The organism is Pseudomonas sp. GM84 (genome assembly GCF_000282535.1).
Taxonomy (GTDB): domain Bacteria; phylum Pseudomonadota; class Gammaproteobacteria; order Pseudomonadales; family Pseudomonadaceae; genus Aquipseudomonas.
In genome coordinates this window covers 1-16,970 of sequence record NZ_AKJC01000006.1, presented here as the reverse complement: position 1 = coordinate 16,970, position 16,970 = coordinate 1, and the positions used below count along the sequence as shown (strand labels likewise).

Below are 16,970 nucleotides of genomic sequence, written 5' to 3'. Positions count from 1 at the left end.
TTGTGGCGGTCTATGACAGCTGGTTCGCCAGCTTTTGTGGCCGTGCACGCCAGGCCACGGTCATCAGCAGCCCTAGCCCCGCCATCGTCGCCCCTGCTACTGAAATCGCCGGATAACCCAACCCCGCATTGATCACCGCCCCCCCCAACGCAGCCCCGATGGCATTGCCCAGGTTGAACGCACCAATGTTCACCGCAGACGCGAGGTTTGGTGCGTCCTTGGCAGCCTCCATCACACGCATCTGCAGCGGCGGCACCAGGGCGAAGCTGGCGGCGCCCCAGACCAGGATGGCCACGGCAGTCGGCAGCGGCCAGCCCAGCACCAGCGGGAACACCAGCAACACCGCAATCAGCACCGCCAGCGAGACGATCAAGGTGCGGTCAACCGAGCGGTCTGCTGCCTTGCCACCCCATACGTTACCCAAGGTCAGACCGACGCCGAACAGCACCAGCATGGCCGTGATGAACGTGGTCGAGGCCCCGGCTTCACTGTGCAGGATGGGCGCGATATAGGTGAACACGGTGAACATGGCACTGGAGCCCACCACCGTCAGCGCCAGCGCCGACAGCACCGGCCCGCGCGCCAGCACACGGATCTCGGCCAGCGCGCCATCGCTGGCAGGCAGCTTCAGGTTGGGCAAGGCAAACCACAGCGCCGCCATCGTCAGCAAGCCAAGGCCGGCTATGCCCCAGAACGCAGTGCGCCAACCCATCAGCTCGCCGAACCAAGTCGCCATCGGCACGCCGCCAATGGTGGCCAGCGTAAGCCCCATGAACATCGCCGCCACGGCCCCGGCACGTTTTTCCGGCGGCACCAGGCTGGCCGCGACAATCGACCCTACGCCAAAGAACGCGCCATGGTTGAGCGAAGTGACTACCCGGGCGATGAGCAGGCTTTGGTAGTCGGTGGCCAGCGCTGACATCAGGTTGCCCAGGGTGAAAATCGCCATCAGCCCGATCAGCAGGTATCGCCGCGGGATCTTGCCGGTGGCCAGTGTCATCAATGGCGCGCCGATCAGCACGCCGATGGCGTAGGCGCTGACCAGCAGCCCGGCGGCAGGGATCGACACGCCGAGGTCGGCGGCGATACTGGGCAACATGCCCATGGGGGCGAACTCGGTGACGCCGATGCCGAAGGCACCGACGGAGAGCGCGACGAGAGGTGGATTGATACGCATGGCAAAGCTCCTGATCTGTGCCTGGAATGCTACGATTCGAGCTTTCAAAGCACTAGACCGCTTTTCTGGCAACCACCTTTGCGCAAGAGGCACAAATGGATTACAACGGGCGATCCGGCGAGATGGAGGTGTTTGCCAAGGTGGTGGATGAAGGCAGCCTGTCGGCAGCCGCGCGTGCGCTAGGCCTGACCCCGTCGGCCGTCAGCCGCATCATCGCCCGCACCGAGCAACGCCTGGGCACCCGCCTGCTGTTGCGCACCACCCGTGCGATCACCCTGACGGCCGAGGGCGACGCCTACCTGCACGGCGCACGGCGCATCCTCGCCGACATGATCGAAGTGGAAGAAGCCATCACCGACCAGGGCGTGCCCCGGGGCCGGCTGAGGGTCAGCGCCGCGCTTGGCCACGGCAGGCAAACCGTGGTGCCGCTGGTCGCCGCGTTCAGCGCCCTGTATCCGCAAGTGCTGGTCGACCTGACACTGAGTGACGAGATCACCGACATCCTCGGCGGCCAGGCCGATGTCGCCTTGCGCTTCGGTCATCTGCCGGACAGCTCGCTGAGTGCGCGCTTCATCGGCGACACCGGCGAAGTCATCGTCGCCTCGCCCGCGTACCTCGAACGCTGCGGCACACCCCTGCAACCTGAGGACCTTGCCCGGCATAACTGCCTGCGTTTCAACTTCCGCCGTGCGGTGTCCGAGTGGCCGTTCGTTCGGGAGGGGCAGGCGTTTTCGCTGAAGGTGGCCGGCAATATCGAATGCAGCAGCGGCGAGGCGCTGGCGCAAATGGCCAAGGTTGGCGCCGGCATTGCTCGGATCGGTACCTTCACAGTGGCCGACGAGCTGCGAAGCGGCGAACTGGTGCCGCTGCTGGAGGCTTACAACCCGGGCGACCGGGAGCCGATCCACGCCGTGTTCGTCGGCGGCCCGGCGATGCCGGCGCGGGTGCGGGTGTTCGTGGATTTCATGGTGGCCAATCACCAGGGCTGGCCGACGCCCCTGTGCCAGGAGGCAACCGGCTAAAAACACGCCGGCGCAGGGAACGTCTGCCCTGCGGCGACCTCCCACAGTAATGCAGGGCGAACGGCGCGCTGCCATTCACACTTGGAGGACTGGTTCTGATGAAAAAGATCCTGATGGTGCTGACATCCCACGATCAGTTGGGTGATACCGGCAAGAAAACCGGCTTTTGGCTGGAAGAGTTCGCCGCCCCTTACTACGTGTTCATCGATGCCAACGCCGACGTCACCCTGGCCTCGCCCAAGGGCGGCCAGCCACCCCTGGACCCGAAGAGCGACGAGGACGACGCGCAGACCGATGCCACCCGGCGTTTTCGCGCTGACACCGAAGGGCAGATGGCGCTGGCCGACACGGTACCGCTGAGCGAAATCGACCCGTACAACTTCGATGCCGTGTTCTATCCCGGTGGCCATGGGCCGCTGTGGGACCTGGCCGAGGACAACGATTCGAAAACGCTGCTGGAAGCTTTTTACGCATCCAACAAGCCGATTGCCGCCGTCTGCCATGCACCGGGCGTGTTCAAGCACGTCAATGCACCGGATGGCCATCCAGTGGTCAAGGGCAAGAAAGTGACCGGTTTCGCCAACAGCGAGGAAGACGCCGTCGGGCTGACCCAGGTGGTGCCGTTTCTGGTCGAGGACATGCTCAAAAGCAAGGGTGGCGAGTATTCCAAGGCTGCAGACTGGGCGAGTCATGTGGTCGAGGACGGCCATCTGATCACCGGACAGAACCCTGCCTCGTCGGAGGGTGTGGCCAAGGCACTGCTCAAGCGGCTTTCGCGCGAGTAGCCACCGTGCCATGTCGCTGAATGTGTTACACCACGGCTGCGGGGTAGGCGTCGCGCAGGCTCGCCCGCAGCCACTCGATGAACCACAGCGCATCTTCACTTAGCATCTGCGAAGGCGCGAGCACCTGGTAGCTCTCCAGCGGCACGCCCTGCGCCACACAGCGCACCAGGCTTCCCGCCTCCAGTTCGCGCCCGACCAGCACCTCGGTGGCCAAGGCAATCCCGTGCCCGCTCTGCGCCAGGTTAAGCACGATGTCGTTGCTCAGGTGCGATGCATCGGCCTTGGCCCTCACCCTGACGCCTTGGGCGGCAAACCAGCTGCTCCACCAGTTGCCGTCGTCGACATGGATCAGCTTGCAGCGAGGCAAGTCGCGAACGGACAAATGCTCGGGCAACTGCGCCCGGTAGGCCGGGGAGCACACGGCAAACACTTCGGGGCGGATCAACACCTCGCGCACGCCAGACAACTCCCCGGGCAAGCCGTAGGCGATGGCCAGGTCGGCCTGGCGGGCATCGACGCTGGTGAAGGTGGCGTTGGGTTCGATGGCAATCTTCAGCTCCGGCCGTAGCGCACGCAGTACCTCGATGTGCGGCGTCAGCCAGCGCGAAGCGAACGCCGGCACACACAGGATGCGCAACCAGCGCTCGGCACTGCGCCGCCCGCAGCGCATGCCGGCGTCTGCCAGCAGCTGCAGCGACTCGGACACCGCCTGGTAATAGTGGGCACCGTCCTGGGTCAGGCTGACGCCCCGTGGTGAACGGTCGAGCAGGCGCACGCCCAGCCAGTCTTCGAGGATTTTCACGTGCCGGCCAATCGCGGGCTGAGTGACGTGCAGCGCGCGGGCCGCCGCCACGTAACTGCCCAAACGCGCGGCCGCCTCGAAGGCGCGCACGGCATTCAGTGGTGGGAGCCGGTCAATCGCCATGGGTGAACATCCTGAGCTGTAAGTTTTTTTAATAGCGGCTGAAAATTTATTGTGCTTTTCCGCTCCCCGCAACTTCTCGACACTCGCAAGGCGTACTTCCACGCCTTACGAGGAGCCGCCCATGCTGGCGATACCAACAATAAAACGATCGTTCACCGTGCTGTCCGTGCTGGCCGCCATGACCGGCGCGGCGCATGCCGACGACGCCAAGGGGCCGTGCGGCGTGCCCGGGCTGCAGACGTGCCCGCAACCCTTCGACAAGGTGCTGCCCGCCCCCAAGGACATGCTCACCTGGGACCAGGCAACCCGCGTGGTAGGTTTTCGCAACACCTACCGCCTGTACGGCGGCGACGTCTTCAGCATCCACGGCGCCAAGCCGTACCCGCTGCCTGCAGCCGACCACACACTCGCCGATGTGCGCTACACCCTGGATGGCAAGCCCCAGGGCCTTGCCGACTACCTGCACAACCAGAGCGTGACCGGCCTGCTGGTGCTCAAGGATGGCAAGGTGGCCTACGAGCACTACGCGCAAGGCAACACCGCGCAAACGCTGTGGACATCACGCTCGGTGGCCAAGTCGGTGGTCAGCGTGCTGGTGGGCGTGGCCCTCAAGGAAGGCAAGATCAAGTCGGTGGACGACAAGATCACCCAGTACGTCCCCGAACTCAAAGGCAGCGCCTGGGAAGACGTGACCCTGCACCAGCTGATGCAGCACACCTCCGGGGTGGTCTGGGACGAGAACTACGCGTCGAAGGATTCCGACTTCTCGCACATGACCCAGTGCGAAGCCAAGCCCGACCCGTACCAGTGCGTGCTCAACCTGGTGCGCTCGGTGAAGCGCAAGCCGGGGGTCAAGCCTGGCGAGGTCTGGTCGTACAACACCGGCGGCGCCTGGCTGGTGGGCCGCGTGCTGGAAAACGCCACGGGGCAGACCATCGCCAAGTACCTGGAGAACCAGGTCTGGAGCCGCTATGGCATGCAGCAGGACGGTGTGTGGCACGCGCTGGTGTCCGGCAAGGTCGACATGGGCGGCCACGGTTTCAACGCCACCCTGCGCGACTGGGGCCGCTTCGGCCAGTTCGTGCTGAGCGGCGGCCAGTTGCCCGGCGGTGAAAAGCTGCTGCCGGATGACTGGATTGCGCGCTCCACGCACTGGACCCAGGCCAAAGGTTCGGTGACCGCCGCCGCGCCGAACGGGCAATACGGCTACCAGTGGTGGTACAACGCGCCGGCGCCGGATGCCAAGGCCGAGCCGAAGAAAACGGCGAACAGCGACCAGACGTTCTGGGCGCTGGGGATCTTCGGCCAGACCATTGCCATCAACCCGGCCGAGCGCCTGGTGGTGGTGCAGTGGTCGACCTGGAAGAACGCCGAAACGCCGAGTTCGTTGTATGACGAACAGGCGGTGTTCGTGAATGCCGTGGCAGAGGCGTTGGACCGCGGCCAGGCGAAGTGAGCTGCGCTTGCGCGTACAAAACAAAGGGCGTACATGCGCCGCTGACGTTGTGGGAGCAACTGTCTTGCTCAATTTCTAAAAGCTGACGCGACTCCTGTAGGAGCGGGCTTGTCCCGCGAACACCGGCGAAGCCGGCGCCATGCTCTGCACTGCCTGTTTCGCGGGGCAAGCCCGCTCCCACATGGATCACGCTGATCGCTGAGTAACGGGCAAGATAAGTTGATCTCGGCGAGCAAGGGTTTCCCAATACCTTTGCTATTCTGACCGGCAATCTCATTAACGCTGGAGTGTGTCCATGGGCTCTTTCTTATACAACTTGATCGCCTTCGCCATTTTTGTCCTGGATATCTGGGCGATCATCAATGTGGTGAGAAGCAATAGCGAAACCATGAAGAAAGTACTCTGGGTAGCGCTTATTGCATTTCTTCCAGTGATTGGTCTGATCATCTGGGCCTTGGCCGGTCCTCGCGGCAACAGTCGTCTTGGTTCAACCCACTGATCAACGCGGGCCGAGGGAGCTGAAGGGAATACCCTCGGCCTTCACCATTCGAAAACCCCGCAGACTAACGTCTGCGGGGTTTTTCTTTATGGCGGGATCTAGCCGTGGGTCAGCGAGAGTCTGCTGATGATGCAGATCGAGCCATCGTCAGCCGCAGTGGCGCTGGTGTAGTCGATCTGGTTGTACACGCCGCCGTGGAAATTCAGCACTGATGATCGCCACGAGCTATCCATCTCCAGCCGGCCCGACGACGCGGCATGGCCATTGCACTCGGCGGTGACAGTCAAGGCGCCCGAGGCAAGTACTCGGATGGTTACCTTGAATTTCGCCCCGAGTGGCACACCTTTGAGCAGCGTCGTGTTCACCGGGTCCGGCTGGTTGAACGTCTTGCGAAAGCCCAGGGTGATATTGCCTTTGCTCCAGAGGACTTTCACGGGCGGGCTGTCGTCGTCCTTCACGTGCAATTGCGAGATGACGACCTTCTGCGCGGCGTTGACCTTGGTGAGCGTCATCTCCTGCAAGTTGATGTGTTCATCGGCGCTCGCCAACGACCAGTACACCGGCTCTTTCCATTCACACCGCGTGCGGTGAGTGCTCTTGCTCGAAGCGCCCTTGGTGGGGGCTGTGAATTGAATGGACCCATCGGCCAGCACGGTCACGATGTCTGGAAGCTGTGCGATGGCCTCGGCCCCGCTGAGCTCCAGGGCGACGGGATTGGTGGATGAAGTGGGTACGGGGGTCGTAATCGTGAGGTCGTCGATGTTTACGGTCATGGGGTGAGTCTCCTGATAAAGATTATCGAGGTGCCTGGATTGGCTGCCTTGATGAGATGCGTGCTCCGCATCGTTCTCCCGGCCTCGCTACTGGCGACAGGGCGGTGGTGTTGCATCGGCGGTGATTCTTCGTTGCGGTTGATAACCTGTGTTATGGATTTCATCATAACTTGAGTTTTGAGGGTGTCAATAACTCAAGTTATAATTCGGCTCAAAAAAATGCCCGCGGGATGCGGGCATCGATCAAGCCTCCGTGAAGTCACGCCAGCCTATGCGGATCCGCCCAGAGGCCAGGCGCTCAATCCGGACGCCATGGGTGTCTTCCAGGTCGGCAAGCAGCCGCTGCCAGTCATCGAGCGTCTCGTCGGGGTTCGGTTCCACCTCGATGAATTGCCGCTTCTGGACATGCGGCGAAGCGATTGCCAGCTGTATGCGGTGTCCGAGGCGCTCGAAGGAGCGAGAAGGTGAATGTGAGAAGGTGAGGGGCAGCATGTGCGAAAACTCCGTGTGCTGTACATATATACAGTTATCCGTTATGTAGGAAACTATCAAGCAGCACGCCTGTGTAAACATCGCTTACAGGTAAACTTTTCTAGCATTCATTTTTCATCGGACGAAAAAAGCCCGGCGTATGAGGCCGGGCTTCTTGGGGGCGACGGCGGTTACAGCTTGATCATGGCTCTGACCACGACCCCGACAATACGACAACCTTCCATGCACATTTCCATCGGATACGCAGGGTTCAAAGGCTTCAGGAATCGCCTGCCGCCGTCCTCCACAAGCTTCTTGAAGGTCGCTTCGTTGCTGTCTGCCAGTTTTGCAATGACCAGTTTGCCTGGGTAGGCCTCGGCTTCGGTGTCCACCAGGATAAGCATCCCTTCCGTGATGCTGGTCCCGACCGGTGAGGTCATGGAGTCACCTTTCACTTCGAGCCAGAAGGCGGTGCCCTTGGAGTTGTAATCGGACATCTCGTACCGATCGGAAAACCCAGGCGGGAAGGGTTCGACTGCCTCGGCCCAAGCGCCTGCTGCAACCCAACTGATAACCGGGTAGCGGAACGACTCGGGTTGTACATCGGTCCCGACAACGTTGCTTTCCGCGCGCGGCTGACCGTTCCCTGAGGCCAGCCACTCAGCCGTTACTCCCAAGGCTCTGGCGATTTCCAGCAGCTTCTTCGACGTGGCATTTCTCCCACTCTCGAGGTGCTGGATGGTCACCTGGCTGACGCCTGCCTTGTCAGCCAGCTGCTGCTGGCTCAGGCCCAGGGCGGTGCGCCTTTCAAGGATGCGGTCTTTGAGCATTTCGGGGGCTTTGTTCATGGCTGCAAGGTTAAAACACACGTTATAAGCGTTCAAGTGACATGTTTTTGCCATGACCCTAACGTTAGGTATCGATGAACACCGTACAGCGTGAGTCTCCTCACCCTCCTGTTAGCAGGGTGAAAAAGCTTCAGGCAAAAAAAATCCGCCAGCAAGTGGCGGATAAAAAGAACGTTGGAGAGCAGGGCCAGTGTGCACGTGTGCTTGTCGTGAGTTCGTGAAGGGCAGATTACAACCTTGAAATAGTCACCCTCAGGGCAGCGGGATTCATTCGGAGGATGAAAAAAAAGCCCGCCTGGAAGGCGGGCAAGCGACGTTGAAGAGGAGAGCGTGTAGCGTGAGTGCTATCGGTTAACGCGACATTAAACGTAGGCCATTGACCCTGGCCAACGATGCGCCTATACAGGCGTGCCAATTTCCCTGGAGCCGCCATGCACGACGAAGACGACCTGCACGAGCCTGAGCACGATCACCTGCTCGATCACGAATTCCTCTATGACGACCTGGAGCCAGAGGCGGATGCCCAGGGCGCCGAGGACGAGGTGGAGGAAGACGAAGCGCTGGATGACCTCGATGACGAAGATGATCATCCAGCCTGGCACGACGACCCGGACGACTGATTCAGCGCCCGTCCAGCGAGTACCGCCCAGGGCCACTCACCGCCAACAGCAGCAAGCCGCCGACGATGCTCAGGTTTTTCAGGAACTGGGTCATGTTGGCGGCACGTTCCGGGTCGACCATGTTCCAGAAGGGATGGCCAAGCAGCGCCGTACCCAGCACGAACAACGCGAACAGGAAGGCCAGTGGTCGCGTGTAGAAGCCCAGGATCAGCACGATGCCGACGAAGAACTCCATGATCACGGCAATCGCTGCAGCCACCATGGGGGCAGGGGCGCCCAGTGAGGTCATGTAGCCGACCGTGCCTTCGAAGCCGGTGAGCTTGGCCCAGCCGGACACGATGAACAGGATCATCAGCAGCACACGGGCGATGAGAATGATGATGTCGCGTTGGCCATCGAACAGGGAGTAGCGCATGGTGGCGTTCCAGTGGACGTAGACACGTTCCACTCTAGCAGGCGCGCGACGATTTTCCGGCGGGCATGAAAAAGGCGCCACCAGGGCGCCTTCATCGAAAAATGGTGCGAGTGGCGGGACTCGAACCCGCAAGGCTCACGCCGACAGATTTTAAGTCTGCTGTGTATACCAATTCCACCACACTCGCACGCTTGAAAGGGTCGTGACGACCGGCGCGCTTCTAGGCAGAAGGGCCTGACAATCAAGCGCGCTTTATAACCCATTGTTATAGTTGAGTCAACCGTAGCGCCTATGATCAAAGGAGTGAGGGCGTCACACAGAGGCCTGATTGACACCGTAGGTGTCATTACGCCACTGTTGCCCTTTCTATTGGATCCAATGAGTGTGTAGCCATGCCTCCGGCTTCCCGTCCCGCTGACACCGGACGTCTCGTTCGCCCCCGCTGGTACTGGCGGGTGCTGTTCGCCCATGTCTTGTTGCTGGGAGCCTTTCTCTACATCAGCCTGGCCTCGCTGGGGGGCTACCTGTTGATGCTCGGGTTTGCCGACGAGCCCCCACAACCTCAACGGCTGATGGCCCTGGGTGGCGGCGGGGTGATCGTGCTGGTGTGCCTTTGGCTGCTGAAAGTAGCGATGCCGCGGCGGGTCAGTCCGGTGCTGGTCGAACGTGAGCCTGGCTAAGCCTGCGCCGCACGCGCTGACCTTGGCGTGTATCCTTGGCTAAGCTCATTCTTTCCCTCCTGCTGTGCCTGTGGAGTTTGCATGGTTTCAGCTGACCGCCCCGACCACCCTGTCATGCTTGCCAACCGCTATGAGCGGTTGGTGCAGTCAGTGGTGGACTACGCCATCTATATGCTCGATACCACAGGCCGCGTGGTCTCCTGGAACCCCGGTGCCGAGCGCATCAAGGGCTACCGCGCCGAGGAAGTGGTCGGCAAGCATTTCTCGTTGTTCTTCACCCCCGAGGATTGCCTCGATGGCCGCCCCGAGCGCCTGCTCAAGCAGGCCCTCGAACAGGGGGTGGCGCAGGACGAGGGTTGGCGGGTACGCAAGGATGGCACCCGGTTCTGGGCGTTGGCGGCACTGGATGTCATCCGCGATGAGCAAGGGCAGGTCATCGGCCTGGCCAAGGTCACCCGCGACATCACTGACCGGCGCGAATCCGCCTTGCAGCTGGATGCCGTTCGCGCCCAGCTGTTCCAGGCGCAGAAGCTCGAGGCGCTGGGTCAACTGACCGGTGGGCTGGCCCACGACTTCAACAACTTGCTGACCATCATCATCAATTCGGCGCGGATGGCGAAGGAAAGCCAAGACCCGGTGCGCCTGCGACGCATGATGGAGCACATCCTCGATGCGGGCCAGCGGGGCACCGAGCTGACCAAGCAGTTGCTGACATTCGCCCGTCATCGCAAGCTCGAAGTCACCCAGATCGCTCCCGCCGAATTGCTCGGGGCAACCCGGGGTTTGCTGGAGCATGCATTGCCCCGTGAGATCGTGCTGGAAGAGCACCTGCAGCCTGACTTGCCGCTGATCGATGTGGATGTGGGGCAATTGCAGATGGTTTTGCTCAACCTGCTGTTCAATGCCCGCGATGCCATCGAAGGCCAGGGTACGATCCGCTTGGCGGTCAGCGCCGTCGAGCTCGCGGGCGAAGTAGAAGGCCTGTGCGGGGCTTACGTATGCTTCGCGGTGGGCGACAGCGGCCCAGGCATCGAAGCGAAGGTGCTACCGCGAATCTTCGAACCGTTCTTCACCACCAAACCCTTTGGCAAGGGTACGGGCCTTGGGCTGAGCCAAGCCTACGGCTTTGCCAAGCAAAGCAATGGCGCCATCAATGTCCAGAGCGAAATGGGCAAGGGTACGTGCATGCGCCTGTACCTGCCGGCCTGCCGGCACAATTCGGATGGTCAACTCGACGGGTAGCCACCATGGCACAAGTACTCAAGCGGCTGGTGACGGGGATAGCGGGGCTCGATGCACTGCTCAAGGGCGGTCTGGTTGCGGGTGCTTCCTACATCATTCAAGGGCCACCTGGCGCCGGCAAGACCATTCTCGCCAATCAGTTGGCCTGTGGCCACGTACGCCAAGGCGGCCGGGTGCTGGTGGCGACCTTGCTCAGCGAGTCCCACGAGCGGTTGTTCCAGTACCTGGCGACCCTGGAGTTCTTCGACCCGGCGTTGGTCGGCGACCAGATTCAGTTCGTCAGCGCTTTCGACACCCTCGAACAGGAGGGGCTGGATGCGGTGGTCAAGCTGCTGCGCCAGGAAATCGCCCGGCAGCAGGCCAGCTTGCTGATCGTCGACGGCGTGCTCAATGCCCGGGTGCGTGCGGAAACCTCGCTGGACACCAAGAAGTTCGTCTCGGAGCTGCAAGGCCATGCGGCCTTTGCCGGGTGCACCTTGCTGCTGCTGACCAGCGCCCGGCTGGATGAGGGCAGCCCCGAACACACCATGGTCGATGGGGTGATCGAACTGGGCGAGCAGTTGATCGGCAGCCGCGCCGTGCGCCATATCCAGCTGCGCAAGACGCGTGGCAGCGGGGCGCTGTCGGGGCGCCACGAATGCTTGATCGACGAGGCGGGGATGCATGTCTATCCACGTCTGGAAGCGCTCTACAGCCACCCCAGCCAACCAGGTTGCGCGAGCTTGAACCGGGTGACCACAGGCATCGACACACTCGATGAAATGCTCGGTGGCGGATTGGCCCGCAGCTCGACCAGCCTGGTGATGGGCCCTTCGGGGGTCGGCAAGACGTCTTTGGGCCTGGCCTTTCTGAGCGCCTCCAGCGTCGAGGCACCCGGCCTGCATTTCGGCTTTTACGAAACGCCCGATCGATTGCGCCTGAAGGCGACATCGCTGGGTTACGACTTCGCGGATCTGGAGCGACAAGGCGCCTTGCAGCTGTGCTGGCAACCGACCACCGAAGGCTTGCTCGACCAGGTCGGTGCGTGCTTGCTGGAGCAGGTCGATCGATTAGGCAGCAAGCGTGTGTTTATCGATAGCCTCGGGGCGTACAGTCGCCTTGCGGCAGACCCGGCACGGCTCAATGCCTTCTTCAGGGCACTGACGGGAGAGCTGCGGGCGCGGGATGTCAGCGTCATGCTCACGTGGGAAATGCGCGACATTTTCGGCTCGGAAATCACCGCGCCAGCGCCGGATCTGTCGAGCATCGTCGACAACCTGATGCTCATGCGCTTTGTTGAACTGGACTCGCAACTGCAGCGCATGTTGTCGATCCTCAAGGTGCGCGACAGCCACCATGACCCGGCGCTGCACGCGTTGCATTTCAGCGCGCAGGGCATCAGCCTGCGCAAAGCGTTCGAGGGTGCCTGCGGCGTGCTCTCGGGTACCCCGGTGCCGCAAGGGAGTGGATGACGGGGCCGGCCGATGAATACCATCCTGATCGTCGATGACGAATACCTGATCGCCGATATCCTCGGCTTTGCCCTGGAGGACGAAGGCTTTCTGGTAGAGAAGGCGAGCAACGGGCGCAAGGCCCTGGAAGCGCTCAAGGAGAAGCGCGTGGAGCTGGTCATCACCGACTACATGATGCCCGTGCTCAACGGCGAGGAGCTGGTGGTGGCTATTCGCGAGGAGCTGGCCTTGTCCGACCTGCCGGTAATCCTCATGAGCGGCGCCCAGGCCAGCCAAGGACGTCCGGAGCTGTTCGCCGCGGTGTTCGACAAGCCGTTCGACATGGACAAGATGATCGCCAAGGTGCGCGAATTGCTGGATACCTGACGCTCAGGTGATAAGCAATATCAGCCATTCGGTACGATCAAGCGCGTCCGTGCGACTTGTAGTTGGCAGGTCAGTGCTGGTCGTCGTGCTTCTCGGGTGCTGGGTTGCCAGCCTGGATCCGTTTGAAGATTTCCTCACGGTGCACCTGAACATCCTTGGGTGCATCGATACCAATCCTCACCTGCATCCCTTTGACGCCCAGAATGGTGACTTTAATGTCGTCGTTGATGACGATGCTTTCGCCAACCTTACGGGTGAGTATCAGCATGTAGTTCTCCTTGGTGATGTAGAAATCCGCCTGGCCAGTGCCGCAGCGGTGGGAGCCTGTCCCTCTTCCTTCTCATTAAAGACGCTTTCGGCGGATAGTAATTCCCCGAAATAGAAAATCTGTCGTGTGTCTTTAGTCGCAGGTGTCGATTCAGTGAGCTTCTGGTGCCTCGACGAAGGTGCTCGACGGCAAGGATAGGGGGGTTCGGCGCGTATGGGAAATTTCTCTGCATCATCGTTGAGATAGACGCGGTCAATCATTGCCTGATTCCTCCAGGGCCTGCAGAAACAGCAGCAAGGCGACCTCTTCGGGGTCCAGGCCTTTGCGCACTCGCCGGCTGGGCAACGCTGCAAGGCGCCCTTGAGCGTAATGCTCCAGCACCGCAGGATGGATGTAGCAGCGCCGGCATACCGCCGGCGTATTGCCCAGCCGTGCGGCGACCTCCTTGACGATATTGCTGACCTGGCGCTTGGCCTCGCTTTCCGGTTCCCAGGCCAGCGGCTTGAGCAGGCTCAGGGCCAGGCTGCTGCCGGCCCAGGTGCGGTAGTCCTTGGCGGTGAAGTCGGCGCCGGTCAGTTGCTGCAAGAACTGGTTGATCTCGCTGGAACCAATGCTATGGCGCTGGCCGTCTTCGTCCAGGTACTGGAACAGGGCTTGCCCAGGCAGTTCCATGCAGCGTTTGAGCAGGTTCGCCAGGCGCCGGTCGCGCAGCGTGACATTGTGTTCCACGCCTCGCTTGCCACGGAACTGGAACCGAATGGTGCTGCCCTCTACCTTGACGTGGCGATTGCGCAGCGTGGTCAGTCCGTATGACTTGTTGTCGCGCAGATAGCGCTGGTTGCCGATGCGGATCAACGTGTGATCCAGCAGGCTGACCACCAGCGCCATGACTTTTTCCCGGTCCAGCCCTGGGCGGGCCAGGTGCAGTTCCAGTTGCGCGCGAAGCTTGGGCAGGGCCTGGGCGAAGGCCAGCATGCGCCCGTACTTGTGCTGGTCGCGCAGTTCGCGCCACTGCGCGTGATAGCGATACTGCTTGCGCCCCCGGGCATCGAGGCCGGTGGCCTGCAGATGGCCTTGCGGGTCGGCGCAGATCCACACGTCGGTATAGGCCGGCGGAATCACCAGGGCGGCGATGCGCGCCAGGGTCTCGCTGTCGCGCACACGCTGGCCTTGCGCGTCGAGGTAGATGAAGCGCTCGCGCCAGCGGCGGCGGCTGAGGCCGGGCTGGCTGTCGTCCACGTAGTGCAGGCTGGGTGGCAGGGTGCAGTCGAGCATCGGCGGCAAGCCTCGATCAGGTCACTGATCAATGGACAACAGCCGTGCGACCGATGCTCAGCCCAGCAGTGCCACCGACTTTATCTGCGCGTACAAGGCCTGGCCCGGATGCAGGCCAAGTTGGTCGGCCGAGAAGCGCGTGATGCGCGCCAGCAGGGCGTTGCCACCGGCGTCCAGGCTCACCAGCACATGGGCTGGGTTGTCTGCCGGGCGGGCTTCGCGCACCCGTACCGGCACGCGGTTGAGGATGCTTGAGGTGCTGTCGGCCGCCAGCGCAAGGCTCACGTCGCGGGCCTGGACCTTGACGCGAAGGGTGCTGCCCATGCTGTGGGCCGGATGGGCGATGCGCAGTACAGGCGCGGCGCTGCCGGGCAGGCGCAGGTCGAGCAGGTCGTAGTGCGGGTCGTAGCCGACCACCATCCCCTCGAACACCACGCCGGCGTCCTCGCCCTGGGCCAGCGACAGGTCGAGGCGCGCCAGGGTTTCGCCGATCGGCCCGCTGGCCATTGCCTGGCCTTGCTCCAGCAACACCAGGTGGTCGGCCAGCCGCGCCACTTCGTCCTGGGCATGGCTGACATACACCAGCGGGATGTCCAGCTCGTCGTGCAGGCGTTCCAGATAGGGCAGGATCTCGCGTTTGCGTGGTCCGTCGAGCGCGGCCAGGGGCTCGTCCATCAACAGCAGGCGCGGGCTGCTGAGCAGCGCGCGAGCGATCCCCACGCGCTGCGCCTCGCCGCCGGACAAGGTCGCTGGCCGGCGTTCGAGCAGGTGGCCGATGCCCAGCAGTTGGCAGGCCTGGTCGAGACCCACCTTGCGCTCGCGGGCGGCGATGCGGCGCCAGCCGAATTCCAGGTTGCCGCGCACCGACAGGTGCGGGAACAGGCTGGCTTCCTGAAACACGTAGCCCACGGGGCGCAGGTGGGGCGCCTGGAAGTAGCCGCGGGCACTGTCTTCCCACACCTCGCCATTGACTTCGATATAGGCCTTGGCCGCGCGCTCAAGCCCGGCCAGGCAGCGCAACACCGAGGTCTTGCCGGAGCCTGAGTGGCCAAACAGTGCGCTGATGCCGCGACCGGGCAGTTGCAGGTCGACATCCAGGGTGAAGTCGTCGCGCGCCAGTTGCAGGCGCGCCACAATCGATCCGCTCATTTCAGCTCCAGCCAGCCTTGCCCCGGCGCCCAGCGTACAGCAGGAGCAGCACCAGGAACGAGAACACCAGCATGGCACCGGCCAGCCAGTGGGCTTGTGAATACTCCATGGCTTCGACGTGATCGAAGATCTGCACCGAAACCACGCGGGTCTTGTCGGGGATATTGCCACCGATCATCAGCACCACCCCGAACTCGCCCACGGTGTGGGCAAAGCCGAGGATGCTGGCCGTGACGAAGCCGGGGCGGGCGAGAGGCAACACCACATGGACGAAGGTGTCCCAGGGGCTGGCGCGCAGCGTCGCGGCCACTTCCAGCGGCCTTTGGCCGATGGCGGTGAAGGCATTTTGCAGGGGTTGCACCACGAACGGCATGGAATACACCGTCGAGCCGATCACCAGGCCGCTGAAGCTGAATACCACGCTGCCCAGGCCCAGGGCCTGGGTGGCCTGGCCAATCCAGCCATGCGGGCCGAGGGCGAGCAGCAGGTAAAAGCCGATCACCGTCGGTGGCAGCACCAGCGGCAGGGCTACCACCGCGCCCACCGGCCCGCGCAGCCAGGAGCGCGTGCGCGCCAGCCACCAGGCGATGGGCGTGCCGACGAGCAGCAGGATCAGGGTGGTCAGGCTGGCCAGTTTGAGGGTCAGCCAGACCGCGCCCAGGTCACTGGCGTCGAGTGGCATCAGAGCTCATAACCGTAGGATTTGATCACCGCAGCGGCTTTCGGGCCTTTCAGGTAATCCACCAGCGCCTTGGCAGCCGGGTTGTCCTTGCCTTTGTTGAGAATGACCGCGTCCTGGCGAATCGGCTCGTGCATGGCAGTCGGTACGATCCAGGCCGAACCGCTCTCGACCTTGCCGTCCTTGTAGATCTGCGACAGGGCGACGAAGCCCAGCTCGGCGTTGCCGGTGGAGACGAACTGGAAGGCCTGGGTGATGTTCTGGCCTTCGACGATCTTGCCTTTGGTGGCCTCGGTCAGTTTCAGCTTGTCCAGCACCTGGGTGGCGGCCAGGCCGTAGGGCGCGGCTTTGGGGTTGGCGATGGAGAGGTGCTGGAAGTCGTTCTTCTTCAATACCTCGCCTTTGCTGTCGACGTAGCCCGCTTTGGGCGACCACAGCGCCAAGGTGCCAATGGCGTAGGTGAAGCGCGAGCCGGGGACGATTTCCTTTTCCTGCTCCAGTTTTGCCGGGGTGCTGTCGTCGGCGGCGAGGAAGACTTCGAACGGTGCGCCGTTCTTGATCTGGGCGTAGAACTGCCCGGTAGCGCCATAGGCGGCGACCAGCTTGTGACCGGTGTCTTTCTCGAAGTCCTTGGCAATGGCCTGGATCGGTGCGGTGAAGTTCGCAGCGACCGCGACCTGGACCTCGTCGGCCCAGGCGCTGTTGAGGGTGATCAGGCTGGCAAGGGCAGTGGTGGCCAGGTGGGACAGGCGGATGCGCATGAACAACTCCAAGGGATGGTTATCGTTATGGTGTGAACTATATAGCGATAGGCCATTTGTCGGGAAGGGGTTGGAGAACAGAGGGCGAGCCGATGACAGCGGCTTTCC

20 protein-coding genes and 1 tRNA gene are annotated in these 16,970 nt (G+C 62.5%); 9 read left to right on the top strand and 12 right to left on the bottom strand.

Translation table 11 applies throughout. The features are described from left to right. Positions 1-10 precede the first annotated feature (10 nt). The gene (locus PMI38_RS00620) at positions 11-1,177 is read right to left on the bottom strand and encodes an MFS transporter (protein ID WP_008089363.1); all 1,167 of its coding nucleotides are present in this window, start codon (positions 1,175-1,177) and stop codon (positions 11-13) included. A gap of 95 nt (positions 1,178-1,272) precedes the next feature. On the opposite strand from PMI38_RS00620, the gene PMI38_RS00615 reads away from it, so the two are divergent. Together PMI38_RS00615 and PMI38_RS00610 are read left to right on the top strand one after the other, a co-directional pair. After that, entirely contained in the window at positions 1,273-2,199 is a 927-nt protein-coding gene (locus PMI38_RS00615; RefSeq protein ID WP_008089361.1) for a LysR family transcriptional regulator, read from the top strand. A 98-nt stretch (positions 2,200-2,297) separates the two neighbouring features. Continuing rightward, the gene (locus tag PMI38_RS00610; RefSeq protein WP_008089359.1) at positions 2,298-2,984 is read left to right on the top strand and encodes a type 1 glutamine amidotransferase domain-containing protein; all 687 of its coding nucleotides are present in this window, start codon (positions 2,298-2,300) and stop codon (positions 2,982-2,984) included. A gap of 25 nt (positions 2,985-3,009) precedes the next feature. Here the strand turns inward: PMI38_RS00610 and PMI38_RS00605 are convergent, their stop codons facing one another. Further along, the gene (locus PMI38_RS00605) at positions 3,010-3,909 is read right to left on the bottom strand and encodes a LysR substrate-binding domain-containing protein (RefSeq protein WP_008089357.1); all 900 of its coding nucleotides are present in this window, start codon (positions 3,907-3,909) and stop codon (positions 3,010-3,012) included. Between the two features lie 121 nt (positions 3,910-4,030). Between PMI38_RS00605 and PMI38_RS00600 the strand changes: the two genes are divergently transcribed. Continuing rightward, positions 4,031-5,365, top strand: coding sequence for a serine hydrolase domain-containing protein (locus PMI38_RS00600; RefSeq protein ID WP_008089355.1), 1,335 nt, complete (start codon positions 4,031-4,033; stop codon positions 5,363-5,365). A 295-nt stretch (positions 5,366-5,660) separates the two neighbouring features. Next, complete coding sequence (locus PMI38_RS00595) at positions 5,661-5,864, top strand: PLD nuclease N-terminal domain-containing protein (protein ID WP_008089353.1); 204 nt, start codon at positions 5,661-5,663, stop codon at positions 5,862-5,864. Between the two features lie 98 nt (positions 5,865-5,962). On the opposite strand, the gene PMI38_RS00590 is transcribed toward PMI38_RS00595, so the two are convergent. The 3 genes from PMI38_RS00590 to PMI38_RS00580 form a co-directional block, all read right to left on the bottom strand. Then, the gene (locus tag PMI38_RS00590; RefSeq protein WP_008089351.1) at positions 5,963-6,637 is read right to left on the bottom strand and encodes a polysaccharide lyase family 7 protein; all 675 of its coding nucleotides are present in this window, start codon (positions 6,635-6,637) and stop codon (positions 5,963-5,965) included. A gap of 243 nt (positions 6,638-6,880) precedes the next feature. After that, entirely contained in the window at positions 6,881-7,129 is a 249-nt protein-coding gene (locus tag PMI38_RS00585; protein WP_008089349.1) for a DUF1654 domain-containing protein, read from the bottom strand. Positions 7,130-7,299: 170 nt separating this feature from the next. Next, entirely contained in the window at positions 7,300-7,956 is a 657-nt protein-coding gene (locus tag PMI38_RS00580; protein ID WP_043272704.1) for a LexA family protein, read from the bottom strand. A gap of 431 nt (positions 7,957-8,387) precedes the next feature. On the opposite strand from PMI38_RS00580, the gene PMI38_RS00575 reads away from it, so the two are divergent. Next, complete coding sequence (locus PMI38_RS00575) at positions 8,388-8,576, top strand: hypothetical protein (protein ID WP_008089345.1); 189 nt, start codon at positions 8,388-8,390, stop codon at positions 8,574-8,576. Between the two features lies 1 nt (position 8,577). Here PMI38_RS00575 and PMI38_RS00570 read toward each other — a convergent pair whose 3' ends face one another. Continuing rightward, entirely contained in the window at positions 8,578-8,991 is a 414-nt protein-coding gene (locus tag PMI38_RS00570; protein WP_008089344.1) for a DoxX family protein, read from the bottom strand. A 102-nt stretch (positions 8,992-9,093) separates the two neighbouring features. After that, positions 9,094-9,178, bottom strand: a tRNA-Leu gene (locus PMI38_RS00565). A 205-nt stretch (positions 9,179-9,383) separates the two neighbouring features. On the opposite strand from PMI38_RS00565, the gene PMI38_RS00560 reads away from it, so the two are divergent. From PMI38_RS00560 to PMI38_RS00545, 4 genes are all read left to right on the top strand, one after another. Beyond that, complete coding sequence (locus PMI38_RS00560; protein WP_008089340.1) at positions 9,384-9,671, top strand: hypothetical protein; 288 nt, start codon at positions 9,384-9,386, stop codon at positions 9,669-9,671. A gap of 81 nt (positions 9,672-9,752) precedes the next feature. Further along, the gene (locus PMI38_RS00555; RefSeq protein ID WP_008089338.1) at positions 9,753-10,913 is read left to right on the top strand and encodes a two-component system sensor histidine kinase NtrB; all 1,161 of its coding nucleotides are present in this window, start codon (positions 9,753-9,755) and stop codon (positions 10,911-10,913) included. 5 nt (positions 10,914-10,918) lie between these two features. Next, positions 10,919-12,364, top strand: coding sequence for an ATPase domain-containing protein (locus PMI38_RS00550; RefSeq protein ID WP_008089335.1), 1,446 nt, complete (start codon positions 10,919-10,921; stop codon positions 12,362-12,364). 12 nt (positions 12,365-12,376) lie between these two features. After that, a complete protein-coding gene (locus PMI38_RS00545; protein ID WP_008089333.1) occupies positions 12,377-12,730 on the top strand; it encodes a response regulator in 354 nt (117 codons plus the stop codon). A 70-nt stretch (positions 12,731-12,800) separates the two neighbouring features. On the opposite strand, the gene csrA is transcribed toward PMI38_RS00545, so the two are convergent. The 5 genes from csrA to modA all read right to left on the bottom strand — a co-directional run bounded on the left by csrA (position 12,801) and on the right by modA (position 16,862). Next, positions 12,801-12,998 carry a carbon storage regulator CsrA gene (csrA, locus tag PMI38_RS00540; protein ID WP_008089330.1) on the bottom strand — a complete coding sequence of 66 codons (198 nt, stop codon included), beginning with the start codon at positions 12,996-12,998 and terminating at the stop codon, positions 12,801-12,803. Positions 12,999-13,250: 252 nt separating this feature from the next. Further along, complete coding sequence (locus tag PMI38_RS00535) at positions 13,251-14,273, bottom strand: DNA topoisomerase IB (protein WP_008089328.1); 1,023 nt, start codon at positions 14,271-14,273, stop codon at positions 13,251-13,253. Positions 14,274-14,330: 57 nt separating this feature from the next. After that, a complete protein-coding gene (modC, locus tag PMI38_RS00530; RefSeq protein ID WP_008089327.1) occupies positions 14,331-15,422 on the bottom strand; it encodes a molybdenum ABC transporter ATP-binding protein in 1,092 nt (363 codons plus the stop codon). 1 nt (position 15,423) lies between these two features. Beyond that, positions 15,424-16,104, bottom strand: coding sequence for a molybdate ABC transporter permease subunit (gene modB, locus PMI38_RS00525; RefSeq protein ID WP_008089326.1), 681 nt, complete (start codon positions 16,102-16,104; stop codon positions 15,424-15,426). Then, entirely contained in the window at positions 16,104-16,862 is a 759-nt protein-coding gene (gene modA, locus PMI38_RS00520; protein ID WP_008089324.1) for a molybdate ABC transporter substrate-binding protein, read from the bottom strand. Before modA ends, modB begins: the two co-directional genes overlap by 1 nt. Positions 16,863-16,970: the final 108 nt, after the last annotated feature.

Coding starts and splice junctions, on each gene's coding strand:
- PMI38_RS00620 (WP_008089363.1), bottom strand. CDS start 1,177: ATGCGTATCAATCCACCTCTCGTCGCGCTCTCCGTCGGTGCCTTCGGC.
- PMI38_RS00615 (WP_008089361.1), top strand. CDS start 1,273: ATGGATTACAACGGGCGATCCGGCGAGATGGAGGTGTTTGCCAAGGTG.
- PMI38_RS00610 (WP_008089359.1), top strand. CDS start 2,298: ATGAAAAAGATCCTGATGGTGCTGACATCCCACGATCAGTTGGGTGAT.
- PMI38_RS00605 (WP_008089357.1), bottom strand. CDS start 3,909: ATGGCGATTGACCGGCTCCCACCACTGAATGCCGTGCGCGCCTTCGAG.
- PMI38_RS00600 (WP_008089355.1), top strand. CDS start 4,031: ATGCTGGCGATACCAACAATAAAACGATCGTTCACCGTGCTGTCCGTG.
- PMI38_RS00595 (WP_008089353.1), top strand. CDS start 5,661: ATGGGCTCTTTCTTATACAACTTGATCGCCTTCGCCATTTTTGTCCTG.
- PMI38_RS00590 (WP_008089351.1), bottom strand. CDS start 6,637: ATGACCGTAAACATCGACGACCTCACGATTACGACCCCCGTACCCACT.
- PMI38_RS00585 (WP_008089349.1), bottom strand. CDS start 7,129: ATGCTGCCCCTCACCTTCTCACATTCACCTTCTCGCTCCTTCGAGCGC.
- PMI38_RS00580 (WP_043272704.1), bottom strand. CDS start 7,956: ATGAACAAAGCCCCCGAAATGCTCAAAGACCGCATCCTTGAAAGGCGC.
- PMI38_RS00575 (WP_008089345.1), top strand. CDS start 8,388: ATGCACGACGAAGACGACCTGCACGAGCCTGAGCACGATCACCTGCTC.
- PMI38_RS00570 (WP_008089344.1), bottom strand. CDS start 8,991: ATGCGCTACTCCCTGTTCGATGGCCAACGCGACATCATCATTCTCATC.
- PMI38_RS00560 (WP_008089340.1), top strand. CDS start 9,384: ATGCCTCCGGCTTCCCGTCCCGCTGACACCGGACGTCTCGTTCGCCCC.
- PMI38_RS00555 (WP_008089338.1), top strand. CDS start 9,753: ATGGTTTCAGCTGACCGCCCCGACCACCCTGTCATGCTTGCCAACCGC.
- PMI38_RS00550 (WP_008089335.1), top strand. CDS start 10,919: ATGGCACAAGTACTCAAGCGGCTGGTGACGGGGATAGCGGGGCTCGAT.
- PMI38_RS00545 (WP_008089333.1), top strand. CDS start 12,377: ATGAATACCATCCTGATCGTCGATGACGAATACCTGATCGCCGATATC.
- csrA (WP_008089330.1), bottom strand. CDS start 12,998: ATGCTGATACTCACCCGTAAGGTTGGCGAAAGCATCGTCATCAACGAC.
- PMI38_RS00535 (WP_008089328.1), bottom strand. CDS start 14,273: ATGCTCGACTGCACCCTGCCACCCAGCCTGCACTACGTGGACGACAGC.
- modC (WP_008089327.1), bottom strand. CDS start 15,422: ATGAGCGGATCGATTGTGGCGCGCCTGCAACTGGCGCGCGACGACTTC.
- modB (WP_008089326.1), bottom strand. CDS start 16,104: ATGCCACTCGACGCCAGTGACCTGGGCGCGGTCTGGCTGACCCTCAAA.
- modA (WP_008089324.1), bottom strand. CDS start 16,862: ATGCGCATCCGCCTGTCCCACCTGGCCACCACTGCCCTTGCCAGCCTG.